The organism is Actinoplanes campanulatus (assembly GCF_014647795.1).
Taxonomy (GTDB): Bacteria; Actinomycetota; Actinomycetes; order Mycobacteriales; family Micromonosporaceae; genus Actinoplanes; species Actinoplanes campanulatus.
Genome location: NZ_BMPW01000006.1, coordinates 103,263 through 116,550 on the forward strand (window position 1 = coordinate 103,263; position 13,288 = coordinate 116,550).

The following is a 13,288-nucleotide window of genomic DNA, read 5'->3' on the forward strand; positions in this document are numbered from 1 at the left end:
TGGTCGAATGATCTCGGTTCTCGTCGTCGACGATTCCGTCGTGGTTCGTCGGCTGATCGTCGACGCTCTCGGGGAAGCGCCGGGCATTCAGGTGGTCGGCACGGCCGCGAACGGTCTGCTCGCCCAGGCGAAGATCGATCAGCTCAAACCCGACGTGATCACCATGGATATCGAGATGCCGCAGATGGACGGCATCGAGGCAGTCCGTGAGCTGCGCAAACGGCACAGCACGCCGGTGATCATGTTCAGTACGCTCTCCGCCGCGGGCGCGAACGCCACCCTGGAGGCACTGGCCGCCGGTGCGACCGACTACGTCACCAAGCCCAGCAACGTGGGCTCGGTGGCGGAGTCCATCGCGGCGGTGCGCCAGCAGCTCGTACCCAAGATCCAGGTGCTCGGCGGGCGCCGCCGCCCGCCGGCCGGGCCACCCCTGCGAGGCACGTCGCCGGCGGGCCTCCGTCCCGGCGCCGCGCCGATGCGGCCCGGTGGTCTACCGGCCGCGGCCGGGCGCCCCGCGGCCAATGGACCCGTGCCGGTCCGGCCGGCCGTCCGTCGCGCCCCGGGCGGGAAGATCGACATTCTGGCGATCGGCTCCTCGACCGGTGGGCCGGACGCGCTCACCAAGGTCCTTCTCGGGTTGCCGACCGATCTGCCGGTCCCGATCGTGATCACGCAGCACATGCCGCCGGTCTTCACCAAGATGTTCGCCGAACGCCTGGACCGGAGCACCCCGCTCCGGGTGCTGGAGGCGGGCGAGGGCATGGAGCTCGCGGCCGGCACGGTCTACATCGCCCCGGGCGATCGTCATCTGGTCTTCGAGCGTCGCGGCACCACCACCGTCACCCAGCTCAGCGGGGCGCCGCCGGAGAACTCCTGCCGCCCGGCCGTGGACGTGATGTTTCGTTCGGTGGCGGCGCTGTACGGCGGCTTGGCATACGCGGCCGTGCTTACCGGAATGGGACAAGACGGACGGAGTGGTGCGAAGGTGCTACGCGACTCGGGTGCCGAGGTGCTGGCGCAGGACGAGGCGAGTTCGGTGGTCTGGGGCATGCCCGGCGCCGTGGTCGGTGCGGGACTGGCGGACGAGGTCCTGCCCCTGGACCGGATCGCGACCGCGCTGCTCAACCGGGTACGGGTGGGCCGGACGGCGGCGGTGGCCCGATGACACTTTCCCAAGCGGAGTTCGCCTTCGTCTCCAACCTGGTGCGCAAGGAGGCATCGATCGTCCTTGCGCCGGGGAAGGAGTACCTGGTCGAGGCCCGGCTCATCCCGGTGGCCCGGGCGGTCGGGGCGGCGAACGTCAACGACTTCATCGGCGACCTGCAGAAGCGGCCCGACCCGGCCCATCAGATCAGGATCATCGATGCGTTGACCACCAACGAGACGTCGTTCTTCCGGGACCGGGAGCCGTTCTCGGCGCTCACCGACGTGGTGCTGCCCGAGCTGATCAAGTCCCGGTCGGCGGTGCGCAAACTCCGCTTCTGGTCGGCCGCCAGCTCCAGTGGGCAGGAGGCGTACAGCCTGGCCATCACGCTCCAGGAGACGCTGCCGACCGGCTGGACCTACGAGATCCTCGGAACCGACATCTCCACCGCGATGGTGGAACGCGCCAACAAGGCCGAGTACAGCCAGGTCGAGGTGAACCGCGGCTTGGCGGCCACCCAGCTGGTGCAGTACTTCGAACGGGCCGGCGCGCACTGGCGGGTCATTCCCGCGCTGCGCAGGAACGTCTCGTTCAAGCACATGAGTCTCACGGCGCCGTTCCCGCCGATGCAGCCGTTCGACGTGATCTTTCTGCGCAACGTCCTCATCTACTTCGATGTGGCCACCAAGCGCCAGGTCCTGCGGAACGCCTCGAAGATCCTGCGCCCGGACGGCCTGCTCTTCCTCGGCGCGGCCGAGACCACGATCGGAATCGACGACAACTACGAGCGAGTGGCCGCCGGCCGCACCTCTGCCTACCGGACTCGTACTGCGGCGCCCGTCGGCGCCGCGAGAAGGGGATGACGCCGATGCGCGCCATGGTGATCGACGACTCACGCGCAATGCGCATGATTCTCAAGCGCATCGTCACGAAGCTCAACTTCGAGGCGGTGGAGGCCGGGGACGGCAAGGAGGCGCTGGACCTTCTGGCCGACATGACCGAGGTGCCGGATCTGGCCCTCATCGACTGGAACATGCCCAACATGAACGGGCTGGAGTTCGTCACCAAGGTCCGGGCCGATCCGCGGCTCCGGGAGATGACCCTCGTGATGGTCACCACCGAGAGTGAGCAGAGCCAGATCGTCCGTGCCCTCGCGGCGGGCGCCCATGAATACGTGATCAAACCCTTCACCGAAGGGGCAATGATCGAAAAGCTGGCCCTGCTGGGCCTCGTCCCGACCGGAGCGAACTCATGAGCATCGAAGTCGAGGTCGATGAGAGTGACCTCGCCGAGATGGTGGAACAGGTCTGGGAGTCGTACCTGGATCCGGAGGGCGTCAGTCCCCTGATTCCGACGTACGACGAGAACCAGCCGTCCGAGGTGCACTCCTCGGTCTCGATCACCGGGTCCTGGACCGGGCATGTCGTCTACGCGTCCTCCCGCGCCGCCGCGGTGCGTGCCGCGGCAGCCTTCCTCGCCATGGATCTCGACGAGGTGAGCGAGGACGACATGTCCGACACGCTCGGCGAATTGGCCAACATCGTCGGCGGCAACGTCAAGGCGATGTTGCCGCCGGGGTCGCAGTTGTCGCTTCCGCAGGTGAACCTCACGCCGGAATCGTCGGCGCGGTTCCCGAACACCCAGCGCATCGGTGGTGTCTACGGGGTGTGGGAAGGCGAACCCGTGTCCGTTTCGATGTGGCAGAGCCGCATCGACAACAAGGAGGAGGGCGCATGAAGATCCTTGTCGCTGATGACAGCCGGGTCATGCGGCAGATCGTCGTCCGGACCCTGCGCCAGGCCGGGTTCGGCGATCACGACCTGATCGAGGCGGCCGACGGGCAGCAGGCGCTCGAGATGGCCACCAAGGAGCAGCCCGATCTGATCATCTCCGATTGGAACATGCCGCACCTGACCGGCATCGACGTGCTGCGTCGCCTCCGTGGCGCCGGCAACAAGGTCAAGTTCGGCTTCGTGACCTCGGAGTCGACCGCTGAGATGAAGACGGCTGCCGAGGAAGCGGGCGCGGACTTCTTCATCATCAAACCCTTTACGGCTGAGCGATTCGACGAAGTGTTCGCTCCTATCCTGGGATAATCACGACATGTCAGACGTATACGTTCTTCCCGGCTCTCTAGCCGTACGCAATCTGTTCGAGGATCTTCTCGGGCGAGAGGTGAACGTCAGCCCCGGTGAACCGATCGGCGCCGAGGAGGTGCCGACGTCGTCGGTGGCGGTCTTCACCGACAACCGTCAGCAGATGTACGCGGCGCTCGCCCTGGATCTCAGCCTCGCCGCCAACGCCGGTGCCGCCCTCGGCCTGCTGCCGGCAGGCGCCGCCGAGGACGCGATCGACGAGAAGGAACTCTTCCCCAACCTCGCGGAGAACGTCTTCGAGCTGTGCAACATCTTCACCAGCCTCCTCAACAAGGAGGGCGCCAAGCACATCAAGCTCTACCAGGTGATCTACCCGAAGCAGGATCTCCCGGCCGACGTCCGTGCGATCCTCCTGTCCCTCGGGCGCCGGCTGGACCTCACGGTCGAGGTCACCCGCTATGGGAAGGGCAAGCTCAGCCTGGCTCTCGCACCCTGACCCACAAGGCGTACAGAACTGAAGAACCTGACATTGCGGGCCCGCCGATCGGCGGGCCCGCAAATTTGTTCCCGGGACCTGATTTGCAACTAAGCAAAGCCGGGGCCGGGCCGAAGCTTAGGTTGAGCCAGCTACGGGACAGGAGAAGTCGATGACCTCACCGATGTCCGGACCCACCGGCGCCGATGCCTATCAGGGAGTGGCCGCGGCAAACGCGGCCGCGGCCAAGAGCAAGACGCTCGCCGACAAGGACACGTTCATGAAGCTCCTCGTCGCGCAGCTGAAATACCAGGATCCCACCAAGCCCGCCGACTCCACCGCCTTCATGGCGCAGACCGCCCAGTTCACTCAGGTCGAGAAGCTTGAGGACATGGTCGAGATGCTGCAGTCGCAGCGCATGATCGGTGCCAGTTCACTGGTCGGCAAGACGGTCAACTACCAGGACGAGTTCGGTATGCCACAGACCGGTGTGATCACCTCAGCGAAGCTCAACGGAGACAGCGAACCGACGCTCCGGGTCGGGAACACGGATGTACAGCTGTCCAGGGTCACGGAAATCATGACCGACGCCAAGACCGCCTAGTCCGTCTCCTTTCCAGCTCTCCTAAGGACTTCTTTATGCTGCGTTCCCTTTACTCCGGCATCAGCGGCCTCAACGCCCACCAGCGAATGATCGACGTGACCGGCAACAACATCGCGAACGTCAACACGGCCGGCTACAAGTCGTCCCAGATCCAGTTCACCGACACGCTGAGCCAGATGATGTACGCGGCCGGCTCCCCACAGGGCGGTCAGGGTGGCACCAACCCCGCCCAGGTCGGTCTCGGCGTCAAGGTCAGCGCCATCAATACGAACTTCGCCCAGGGTTCGACACAGACCACCGGCCGATCCGGCGACATGCTGATCCAGGGCGACGGCTTCTTCGTCACCCGTAGTGGCAACGAGATGCTCTACACCCGGGCCGGCTCGTTCTCCGTCGACGCGAACGGAACACTTGTCACCAGCAGCGGTGAGCCGATCCAGGGTTGGACCGGGGTGAACGGCGTGGTCAACTCGGCCGGGCAGCCGGGCGACATCCGGATGCCGGTGGGCGCCTCGATCCCGCCGGCGAGGACCTCCCAGATGGGGCTCAAGGGCAATCTGAGCAGTGACGTGCCGCCTCCCCCGGCGGTCGACGACGTCGTGACCATCCCGGTCAGGGTCTACGACAACAGTGGTGCGACCAGCACCGCCACCGTCGAATTCAGACGGGACACCACCGCCGTCCCGGCATCGACGGACTGGACGGTGACCCTCACCAAGGCGGACGGCACCGTCGTGGGCGCGCCGGTGACCCTCGACATGGCGTCCGGCAGGCCCGGCGCGGGCACCATGCCACCCATGGACGCCGAGGGCAATATCGTCTTCGATCTCGGCGGCCCTGACGAGTACAAAGTCAACGTCTCCGACATGACCATGTACTCGGGCCAGTCCGACGCCCGGGTGTTCAGCACCGACGGCCAGACGGCCGGCACGCTGACGTCGACCGGGTTCACGGTCTCCAACACCGGTGAGATCGTCGGTGTCTTCAGCAACGGCCTCAAGCAGGTGCTCGGTCAGGTCGCCGTGGCCACCTTCACCAACCCCAACGGTCTGGAGAAGGTCGGCAACTCGCAATTCCGGAGCACGGTCAACTCCGGGTACGCCCAGGTCGGCGAGGCGGGTTCCGGCGGCATGGGCCAACTCGTCGGCGGCGCGCTGGAGATGTCGAACGTCGACCTCGCCCAGGAGTTCACCAATCTGGTCGTCGCCCAGCGCGGCTTCCAGGCGAACTCCCGCATCATCACCACCTCCGACGAACTCCTTCAGGAACTCGTCAGCATGAAGCGTTAAACCGGCACCCGAGCCAGGCCGGCCGGGATGGGCATTCGTGCCCGTCCCGGCCGTTTCCGTACCCGCTTCCGGGCCGCTGTTCGCACCCGGATAGCGACCGCCTTTAACTCATAGGCAACCGGCGGTCAGCCGAATTGACATGTGTCGGGCCACGGACGGTCCAACCAGCCGAAGACGTACCAAGGACGGATGTCGTGATCCTCGTAACCCGCATCAATGGCGCCGTGTTCGCACTGAACCCGGACCTGGTCGAGCGCGTCGACTGCACGCCCGACACGGTCGTCACCCTGGTGGACGGCACCAAGTACATCGTCGCCGAGTCCGTGCCCGAATTCATCGACTCGGTGCGTCACTACCGCGCTTCTCTGATCGCCCAGGCCAGCCGCCTGGAGCCCGAGCCCGCAATCAGCTCCTCGTCTGCCCTGGACAGCGAACTCGAAGCCAAGGTGCTCCCGATGCACCGGAAGGAACGCTGATGGACCTCGCTAGCATCGTCGGTATCGTCGCCGGATTGGCGATCGTCTTCACCGTCCAAATCCTGGAGGGCGGCTCGCCCGTCTCCATCCTGCTGTTCCCGGCGATGCTGCTGGTCTTCGGCGGCGCCTTCGCGGCAGCCATGGCCGGCGGCGTCATGAAGGACGCCGGCGGTTTCATCAAACAGCTCAAGAAGGCTTTCACCAGCAAGGTCACCCCGCCCGCCGAGCTGCTCGACAGCGTGGTGAAGCTGGCCGAGCGAGCCCGCCGTGAGGGCCTGCTGGCTCTCGAGGACGCGGTCAAGACGGTCAAGCACCCGTTCCTCAAGCGGGGTCTGCAGCTGGCCATCGACGGCACCGACCCGGACGAGCTGCACGACATCCTGCACGCCGAGGTCGCCGCCAAGAAGAAGGCCGACAAGGCCGGTGTGAAGTTCTTCGAGGGCATGGGTGGCTACGCCCCGACGATCGGCATCATCGGCACGGTGATGGGCCTGGTCCACGTCCTGGAGAACCTGGACAAGCCGGAGACCCTCGGCCACTCGATCGCCGCCGCGTTCGTCGCGACCCTCTGGGGCGTGCTCAGCGCCAACATGATCTTCCTTCCGCTGGCCGCCCGCCTCGGTCGGCTGAGCGCGATCGAGGCCGAGGAGATGGAGCTGGTGATCGACGGTGTCCTGGCCATCCAGTCCGGCTCGAACCCGCGTCTGGTCGCCCAGAAGCTGCGCAGCCTGCTGCCGCCGGACGAGATGAAGAAGGCCGAAGCCGCATCGAGCAGGAAGGCGGCCTGATCTAGATGAGTTCCGGCGGGGGGCGTAAGCGTAAACAGAGGCACGAGGAACACGAGGAGCACGTCAACCACGAGCGCTGGCTCGTGTCGTACGCGGACATGCTGACCCTGCTGTTCGTCCTCTTCGTGGTGCTCTTCTCGATGAGCAGCGTGGACCAGAAGAAGTTCGCCCAGCTGGCGTCCGGTCTGTCGGCCGGGTTCGGTGCCCCGACCGTCGCCTTCCAGGGCGCCAAGGCTCCGCTCGACGGTTCGGCCAACAGCGCGCAGCTGGTGCAGATCGAGCCGGGTTCCAACCCGGACGACGGCACCTCCGGCACCGATGGCATGACCCAGAAGCAGAAGGAGGCGGTCGAGCGGGCCGTCAAGGCCGAGGACCGCAAGCGGGCCACGGTCGACGCCAAGAAGGCGGCCGGGGAGGCCGAGAACCTGAAGGCGATCGAGCGGAAGATCGCCGACGCGCTCGCCGGGCAGAAGCTGCTCAACAGCGCGAAGTTCACCATCGACCAGCGCGGCCTGGTGGTCACCATCGTCACCAACGAGGTGGTCTTCGCCGGCAACCGTGCCGAGCTGCAGAAGGGCGGCGAGAAGATTCTGAACGCGATCGCCCCGACGCTGGTGAAGCTGCCGAACAACATCGAGGTGGACGGCCACACCAACCAGCTCAGGTCGAAGACCACCTTCTACCCGAGCGGCTGGGAGCTCTCCGCGGCCCGCGCCTCGACCACGGTCCGGTTCCTCACCGACCACGGCGTGGCGAAGAAGCGGCTCACCGCGGTGGGCTTCTCCGACACCAAGCCGCTCATCGACCCGAAGGACCCCCGCTCGATCACCCAGAACCGCCGGGTGGACGTCGTCGTCCTGACCCAGCTCACGGCCGCGCAGGCGGCGCTACTGCCCTCCGCGGCCGGCGCCGACGGCAAGCTGCACACCGGGCAGACCACGGCCGAGTACCTGGCGAAGGTCAACGCCGAGAAGGCCAAGAGCATCACCCCGACCACCAGCACCACTGTCCACGACTGATTCCGAGGGATTCTTCTGATGTCTGACGAGAACGAAGCGGCCCAGGCGCCGAAGTCGAACAAGATGCTGATGATCATCATCGCCCTCGCGATGGTCCTGCTGGGCGGCGGTGGAGTAGGGGCGTTCTTCATGCTCGGCAGCGACTCGGCCTCGGCCGAGGAGAAGCCGGAGAAGGGCGTGGTGGTCACGATCGAGAACCCCCTCACGGTGAACCTCGCGGACGGGCACTACCTGAAGGTCGGGTTCGCCCTCCAGATGACCAAGAAGGCCGGCGAGGAGGAGATCGACACCAGCGAGGCGCTGAACCTCGCGATCGAGCAGTACACCGGCCGAACCGTCGCCGAGCTCTCCACCGAGGCGGGGCGCGTCAAGCTCAAGGGCGAGCTGCTGGAGAAGATCGAGAAGGCCTACGAGGAGGACGGGAAGCAGATGGTCATGGACCTCTACTTCACCTCCTTCGTGACCCAGTAACGCCCGGGCCGATGGGCGGGCCGCCGTGTGCGGACCCGCCCATCGGCGCGAAGAATGGCGGAAAGCGCCGCCACGGCTCAGCGGATCGGTAAGTGAGCCGATGAGGACGACGTGACCACCGCTTCCCGTACCCCCGGCAGGATGTCACGTCGCGGCCAGGGCGGAGGCCCGACCGCGTACGACTTCCGGCGCCCCATCAAGCTCTCCCGTGACCACGTCCGCACGCTGCAGATCGCCTTCGAGACGTACGCGCGCAGCTGTGGCACCCTGCTGACCACCCGGCTCCGGGCGGTCAGCAATGTCTCGTTGATCTCCATTGAGCAGCTCACCTACGACGAGTACGTCGCCTCGCTCGTCACCCCGACGATCATCGCGGTGGTCGCCCTCGACCCGCTGCCCGGCACCGGGCTGCTGGAGATCGCACAGCCCACGATCATGACCGCGATCGACCACATGCTCGGCGGCCCCGGTGGTTCCCAGCCGGAGCGGCCGCTGACCGAGGTGGAGATGCCGCTGCTGCGCGGCCTGCTCGACCGGATGCTGGGCGAGTTGCGGTACGGCTTCGAGAGCATGGTCGACCTCCGGCCGAAGCTCAAGGAGATCGAGTACAATGCGCAGTTCCTGCGTGCCCATGCGCCCGGTGACGCCGTGGTGGTGGCGTCGTTCGAGACCAAGATCGGTGCGGAGGAGTGCCTCTCCACCATCTGCCTGCCGTTCAACGCCATGTTGTCGGTGCTGGAACGGACCGAGGCGGTGGTGCTCAGCGCCGCCGAGCGGGAGGTGCGGGATCGGGCCCGGCGCAACCTGACCGCCGGACTTTCCGCCGCTCCGATCGACGTAGCAGTGCGATTCCACCCCATTCGGATGCGTACCGATGACATCGTGGATCTACGTCCCGGTGACGTCGTCCCGCTGGGACACCCGACCAGCCGGCCGCTCGAGGTGACCACCGCCGACATCGTCTTCGCTCATGCGGTTCCCGGTAACCAGGGCACCCGGCTCGCCTGTCTCGTCGTGCCGTCGTCCAACGAGAGCCCGTCCAAGGAGTCTGGCCGCCCATGACAGCGCCCACCATGACTGTTTCCCAGCTCGGTCTTGCCCGGAACGCCGCCGAAGCCGCGCTGGCCGTCCTGCCCACCAGCTACACCCTGACGGTCGCCGACCCGGTGGCGCCGGACGCGGGGACGGCGATCGAGGGGCAGGCGATCACGGCCCGATTCACCGGCGCGACCTCAGGTGAGGTCGTGGTGGTGGTCGGCCAGGATCTGGCGAACGCCCTGCGGGAGAGTCCGCTCGGCGAGCTGGATCTGACCGCGGCGGTCCGCCCGGCCCTGGAGGCGGCGGCCCGGGTGTTCGGCCCGGTGGTGCTGGATCCCGGTCAGCTGATGGAGCCCGAGGTCGCGCTCAGCGCACTCGCCGTGAAGGAGGGCGCCGTCGCGGTGCCCTTGCGCGACGAGTCCGAGGTACGCGCGGTCGTCGCTCTCGCCCTGAACCAGTGGCCCGGCGACGACCCCGGCGCGGTGGACGTCGCCCAGCGTGCGGCACCGGTCCAGGGGTCCGGCGGCCGGCGCGGGCTGGACATGCTCTACGACGTCGAGATGGAGGTCTCGGCCGAGCTGGGCCGGACCCGGATGAGTGTGCGGGAGCTGCTGTCGCTCACCCCGGGCGCGATCGTCGAGCTGGACCGGGCCGCCGGAAGTCCGGCCGACCTGCTGGTCAACGGCCGGCTGATCGCCCGCGGCGAGGTCGTCGTGGTGGACGAGAACTTCGGTATCCGGATCACTGAGATCGTCTCTCCCGGTACGGAGTAGCCGTCTTGATCCCCTCCGCCCTCCGGATGATCCTGGCCCTGCTGGTCGTCCTGCTGCTGATGTGGCTGCTGGCCAGGGTGATGCGCAGGCCGTACACCGCCCGCCGCAGCGGCTCGCTGACGGTGCTCAACCGCCAGCCGCTCAGCCGGGGCGCGGCGGTGGCGGTGATCCGGGTGGCGGATCGGGCGCTGGTGGTGGGGATCACCGAACAGCAGGTGAATCTCCTCGGTGAAACCGACATACACGCCTTCGAGGCCGAGCCGGACGAGGAGCACCAGGACGTTCTCAAGGTGGCGCCGGACGAGCTGCCCGGCCGGCATCCGGCCGGCCACCACGGCCGGCTGGAGGGTTCGGTGCTCTCCCGGCGGACCTGGAGTTCGGCGATCGAGTTCCTGCGCGATCGAACGACGAGGCGATGATCCGATGAGCCGGCGCGCGATCCCGTTGCTGCTGATGGTGGCCACCCTGGTGCTGCTGCCGGAGGCCGCCGCGGCGGCTCCCGCGCCGACTCCGTCGCCACCGAGCGTCGACATCCAGATCAACGGTACGAATCCCGACGGCGGCCCACCCGCGTCCCTGGTGATCGTCCTCGCGCTGACCGTGCTCTCGGTGGCGCCGGCCCTGCTGCTGCTCTGCACGTCGTTCACCAAGATATTCATGGTGCTCGGCATCACCCGCAACGCACTCGGCCTGACCAGCATGCCGCCGAACCAGGTGCTCGCCGGCCTGGCGCTGTTCCTGAGCATGTTCATCATGGGACCGACCCTCTCGGCCATCAACCAGGAGGGCATCCAGCCCTACCTCAACGGTGAGAAGACCCAGTCCGAGGCGTTCGAGGACGGGGTTCAGCCGCTGCGGGAGTTCATGTACCAGGTGACCCGCCCGGACGAGATCGCCCTGCTGACCAAGGCGGCCGGTCAGGAGAAGCCGGAGAACATCGACGACGTTCCGCTGTCCACCCTGATCCCGGCCTTCGTGCTGTCCGAGCTGCGTGCCGCGTTCATCATCGGGTTCGTCATCTTCATCCCGTTTCTGATCATCGACCTCGTGATATCGGCGTCGCTGATGTCGCTGGGCATGATGATGCTGCCCCCCGTCACGGTGGCGCTGCCGTTCAAGCTTCTGCTGTTCGTACTGGTCAACGGCTGGGCCCTGATCATCACGGCGCTGGTGGGGTCGTATTGAGGCGATGAACTTCGACATCCCGATCGGGGAGTTCATGGCCTTCATGCTGGGGGTCGTGCGAACCAGCGCGTGGTTGATGGTGTGCCCACCGTTCAACTCGCGGTTCATCCCGGGGCCGGTGAAGGCGCTGCTCTCCGTCGGCCTGACCCTGCCGATGGCGCCCTACCTGAGGCAGACCGTCCCGTCGCTGGAGACGATGGATCTGATCGCCAGCGCGGTTCTCCAGGTCTTCATCGGCGCCGCGCTCGGCTTCATCACCGCGCTGTTCTTCGCCGCCCTCCAGGCCGCCGGTGACCTGCTCGACCTCTTCTCCGGCTTCACCCTGGCGTCGACCTACGACCCGTTCTCGCAGAGCAGCAGCTCGGTCTTCGGCCGGTTGTACAACCTGGTGGCGCTCACCCTGCTGTTCGCCAGCGACGCGCACCAGATCATCCTGCGCGGCTTCCTCCAGAGCTTCAAGACCCTGCCCCTGGACACCGTCTTCTCGATGGAGACGTTCAGCCAGGTGCTGATCCAGGGGATCGGTGAGATGTTCCTGGCCGCGGTCCAGATCGCCGGGCCGCTGATCGCGGTGCTGTTCCTGGCCGACGTCGCGCTGGGCCTGCTGAACCGGGTGGCGCCCGCGCTGAACGTGTTCCAGCTCGGATTCCCGATCAAGATCTTCCTGGTCGTCACCCTCTCCGGCATCGCCATCATGATGCTGCCGACGGTGCTGGACAAACTGATCGACCAGGCGGTCACGATGGTGGTGCGGCTCAGTGGCGGCTGAGGTACGCCGAAAAGGCCTTTGACAGGCGCACAGCGCCCCGGGGCCGAGGAGGTGAGACGTGTCCGGCGAGAAGACCGAGCAACCCACTGCCCAAAAGCTCAAGAAGGCCAAGCAGGAGGGGCAGATCGGCCGCACCCAGGACCTCGGCGCCTGGGCCGGCATGCTCGCCGCCAGCATCATCCTCCCGCGCACCCTGGGCAAGGCCATGGAGCACGCCGAGGAGCTGATGGCGAAGGTCCCGGACACGATCGCCGATCCGGACCCCGCCACGGCCCTCGCGATCCTGAAGGAAGGGCTGATGGGCGCGGCCTGGACGGTGCTGCCGCTGGCGCTGACCATGATGGCGGTCGGCATCGTGGCGGCCGGCGCGCAGGGCGGCATCCGGGTCGCTACCAAGCTGTTCAAACCCAAGTTCAACCGGCTCAACCCGTTCACCGGGATCAAGCGGATGGTCGGCCCGCAGGGGCTCTGGGAGGGTGTCAAGGCGCTGGTCAAGACGACGGTGCTCGCCGTCGTCCTTTACCTGATCATGAAGGACATCGTTCCGACGCTGATGACCGCCGGCCAGCTGCCGCTGCGGTCCCTGATCGGCGTCATCAACGACGCCGCGATCCAGCTCATCCGGGCCGCCGCGGCGGCCGGCCTGGTGATGGCCGCGGCCGACTACTTCGTGGTGCGGCGCCGCACCAACAAGCAGCTGCGGATGAGCAAGGAAGAGGTCAAGCAGGAGCACAAGAACACCGAGGGCGACCCGCTGATCAAGGCCCAGATCCGGGCCAAGCAGCACGCCATGGCCCGGAACCGGCAGATGGCCGACGTGCCGACCGCGGATGTGGTGGTGGTCAACCCGGTGCACATCGCGGTGGCGCTGCGGTACGAGCCGGAGAAGGGCGCACCGCGGGTGGTGGCGAAGGGGCAGGGCCCGCTGGCCGCGAAGATCCGCGACCTCGCGACCGAGAACCGGATCCCGATGGTGCAGGACGTCCCGCTGGCCCGGGCGCTGAACAAGGACTGCGAGATCGGTCAGGAGATCCCGGCGGAGTTCTACGGCGCGGTGGCGAAGGTGCTCGCGTTCGTGATGAGCCTGAAGGCACGTGGTGCGGCCGCTGGTTTCCACCGCAACCCGAACCCCACCCCAGCTGCGGCATAACTACCAAATCC

The 13,288-nt window shown here is 66.9% G+C and carries 18 protein-coding genes; all 18 read left to right on the forward strand.

Annotated elements, in window-relative coordinates; translation table 11 throughout:
- The first annotated feature begins 7 nt into the window (after positions 1 to 7).
- Positions 8 to 1,165 carry a protein-glutamate methylesterase/protein-glutamine glutaminase gene (locus IEZ13_RS13295; RefSeq protein WP_183222470.1) on the forward strand — a complete coding sequence of 386 codons (1,158 nt, stop codon included), beginning with the start codon at positions 8 to 10 and terminating at the stop codon, positions 1,163 to 1,165.
- Complete coding sequence (locus IEZ13_RS13300) at positions 1,162 to 2,007, forward strand: CheR family methyltransferase (protein ID WP_183222471.1); 846 nt, start codon at positions 1,162 to 1,164, stop codon at positions 2,005 to 2,007. Before IEZ13_RS13295 ends, IEZ13_RS13300 begins: the two co-directional genes overlap by 4 nt.
- Before the next feature lie 5 nt (positions 2,008 to 2,012).
- Complete coding sequence (locus IEZ13_RS13305; RefSeq protein WP_183222472.1) at positions 2,013 to 2,399, forward strand: response regulator; 387 nt, start codon at positions 2,013 to 2,015, stop codon at positions 2,397 to 2,399.
- Positions 2,396 to 2,881: a chemotaxis protein CheX gene (locus IEZ13_RS13310; protein ID WP_183222473.1), complete on the forward strand. Its 486-nt coding sequence runs from the start codon at positions 2,396 to 2,398 to the stop codon at positions 2,879 to 2,881. The genes IEZ13_RS13305 and IEZ13_RS13310 overlap by 4 nt, the downstream gene beginning before the upstream one ends.
- Positions 2,878 to 3,240, forward strand: coding sequence for a response regulator (locus IEZ13_RS13315; RefSeq protein WP_183222474.1), 363 nt, complete (start codon positions 2,878 to 2,880; stop codon positions 3,238 to 3,240). The genes IEZ13_RS13310 and IEZ13_RS13315 overlap by 4 nt, the downstream gene beginning before the upstream one ends.
- Positions 3,241 to 3,247: 7 nt before the next feature.
- Positions 3,248 to 3,736, forward strand: coding sequence for a hypothetical protein (locus IEZ13_RS13320; RefSeq protein WP_183222475.1), 489 nt, complete (start codon positions 3,248 to 3,250; stop codon positions 3,734 to 3,736).
- A gap of 151 nt (positions 3,737 to 3,887) precedes the next feature.
- The gene (locus tag IEZ13_RS13325; protein ID WP_183222476.1) at positions 3,888 to 4,319 is read left to right on the forward strand and encodes a flagellar hook assembly protein FlgD; all 432 of its coding nucleotides are present in this window, start codon (positions 3,888 to 3,890) and stop codon (positions 4,317 to 4,319) included.
- Positions 4,320 to 4,354: 35 nt separating this feature from the next.
- Positions 4,355 to 5,608: a flagellar hook protein FlgE gene (locus IEZ13_RS13330; RefSeq protein ID WP_183222477.1), complete on the forward strand. Its 1,254-nt coding sequence runs from the start codon at positions 4,355 to 4,357 to the stop codon at positions 5,606 to 5,608.
- A 194-nt stretch (positions 5,609 to 5,802) separates the two neighbouring features.
- Complete coding sequence (locus tag IEZ13_RS13335; RefSeq protein ID WP_183222478.1) at positions 5,803 to 6,084, forward strand: flagellar FlbD family protein; 282 nt, start codon at positions 5,803 to 5,805, stop codon at positions 6,082 to 6,084.
- Entirely contained in the window at positions 6,084 to 6,872 is a 789-nt protein-coding gene (locus tag IEZ13_RS13340; protein WP_183222479.1) for a flagellar motor protein, read from the forward strand. Before IEZ13_RS13335 ends, IEZ13_RS13340 begins: the two co-directional genes overlap by 1 nt.
- A gap of 5 nt (positions 6,873 to 6,877) precedes the next feature.
- Positions 6,878 to 7,891 carry a flagellar motor protein MotB gene (locus IEZ13_RS13345; protein WP_183222480.1) on the forward strand — a complete coding sequence of 338 codons (1,014 nt, stop codon included), beginning with the start codon at positions 6,878 to 6,880 and terminating at the stop codon, positions 7,889 to 7,891.
- A gap of 18 nt (positions 7,892 to 7,909) precedes the next feature.
- Positions 7,910 to 8,362 (forward strand): flagellar basal body-associated FliL family protein, encoded by a 453-nt coding sequence (locus IEZ13_RS47480; RefSeq protein ID WP_183222481.1) that lies wholly within the window; start codon positions 7,910 to 7,912, stop codon positions 8,360 to 8,362.
- Between the two features lie 111 nt (positions 8,363 to 8,473).
- A complete protein-coding gene (locus tag IEZ13_RS13355; RefSeq protein WP_229794664.1) occupies positions 8,474 to 9,424 on the forward strand; it encodes a flagellar motor switch protein FliM in 951 nt (316 codons plus the stop codon).
- Positions 9,421 to 10,173: a flagellar motor switch protein FliN gene (gene fliN / locus IEZ13_RS48250; RefSeq protein WP_183222482.1), complete on the forward strand. Its 753-nt coding sequence runs from the start codon at positions 9,421 to 9,423 to the stop codon at positions 10,171 to 10,173. Before IEZ13_RS13355 ends, fliN begins: the two co-directional genes overlap by 4 nt.
- Positions 10,174 to 10,178: 5 nt before the next feature.
- Complete coding sequence (locus IEZ13_RS13365) at positions 10,179 to 10,592, forward strand: flagellar biosynthetic protein FliO (protein ID WP_229794665.1); 414 nt, start codon at positions 10,179 to 10,181, stop codon at positions 10,590 to 10,592.
- 4 nt (positions 10,593 to 10,596) lie between these two features.
- The gene (gene fliP, locus IEZ13_RS13370; protein WP_183222483.1) at positions 10,597 to 11,358 is read left to right on the forward strand and encodes a flagellar type III secretion system pore protein FliP; all 762 of its coding nucleotides are present in this window, start codon (positions 10,597 to 10,599) and stop codon (positions 11,356 to 11,358) included.
- 4 nt (positions 11,359 to 11,362) lie between these two features.
- The gene (fliR, locus tag IEZ13_RS13375; protein ID WP_183222484.1) at positions 11,363 to 12,127 is read left to right on the forward strand and encodes a flagellar biosynthetic protein FliR; all 765 of its coding nucleotides are present in this window, start codon (positions 11,363 to 11,365) and stop codon (positions 12,125 to 12,127) included.
- Positions 12,128 to 12,185: 58 nt separating this feature from the next.
- Complete coding sequence (locus IEZ13_RS13380; RefSeq protein WP_183222485.1) at positions 12,186 to 13,277, forward strand: EscU/YscU/HrcU family type III secretion system export apparatus switch protein; 1,092 nt, start codon at positions 12,186 to 12,188, stop codon at positions 13,275 to 13,277.
- Positions 13,278 to 13,288 lie beyond the last annotated feature (11 nt).

Bases quoted from the DNA above. Each gene is read 5' to 3' on its own strand.
- IEZ13_RS13320 (WP_183222475.1), top strand. From the start codon at position 3,248: ATGTCAGACGTATACGTTCTTCCCGGCTCTCTAGCCGTACGCAATCTG.
- fliR (WP_183222484.1), top strand. From the start codon at position 11,363: ATGAACTTCGACATCCCGATCGGGGAGTTCATGGCCTTCATGCTGGGG.
- IEZ13_RS13340 (WP_183222479.1), top strand. From the start codon at position 6,084: ATGGACCTCGCTAGCATCGTCGGTATCGTCGCCGGATTGGCGATCGTC.
- fliP (WP_183222483.1), top strand. From the start codon at position 10,597: ATGAGCCGGCGCGCGATCCCGTTGCTGCTGATGGTGGCCACCCTGGTG.
- fliN (WP_183222482.1), top strand. From the start codon at position 9,421: ATGACAGCGCCCACCATGACTGTTTCCCAGCTCGGTCTTGCCCGGAAC.
- IEZ13_RS13310 (WP_183222473.1), top strand. From the start codon at position 2,396: ATGAGCATCGAAGTCGAGGTCGATGAGAGTGACCTCGCCGAGATGGTG.
- IEZ13_RS13315 (WP_183222474.1), top strand. From the start codon at position 2,878: ATGAAGATCCTTGTCGCTGATGACAGCCGGGTCATGCGGCAGATCGTC.
- IEZ13_RS13330 (WP_183222477.1), top strand. From the start codon at position 4,355: ATGCTGCGTTCCCTTTACTCCGGCATCAGCGGCCTCAACGCCCACCAG.
- IEZ13_RS13305 (WP_183222472.1), top strand. From the start codon at position 2,013: ATGCGCGCCATGGTGATCGACGACTCACGCGCAATGCGCATGATTCTC.
- IEZ13_RS13345 (WP_183222480.1), top strand. From the start codon at position 6,878: ATGAGTTCCGGCGGGGGGCGTAAGCGTAAACAGAGGCACGAGGAACAC.
- IEZ13_RS13295 (WP_183222470.1), top strand. From the start codon at position 8: ATGATCTCGGTTCTCGTCGTCGACGATTCCGTCGTGGTTCGTCGGCTG.
- IEZ13_RS13300 (WP_183222471.1), top strand. From the start codon at position 1,162: ATGACACTTTCCCAAGCGGAGTTCGCCTTCGTCTCCAACCTGGTGCGC.
- IEZ13_RS13325 (WP_183222476.1), top strand. From the start codon at position 3,888: ATGACCTCACCGATGTCCGGACCCACCGGCGCCGATGCCTATCAGGGA.
- IEZ13_RS47480 (WP_183222481.1), top strand. From the start codon at position 7,910: ATGTCTGACGAGAACGAAGCGGCCCAGGCGCCGAAGTCGAACAAGATG.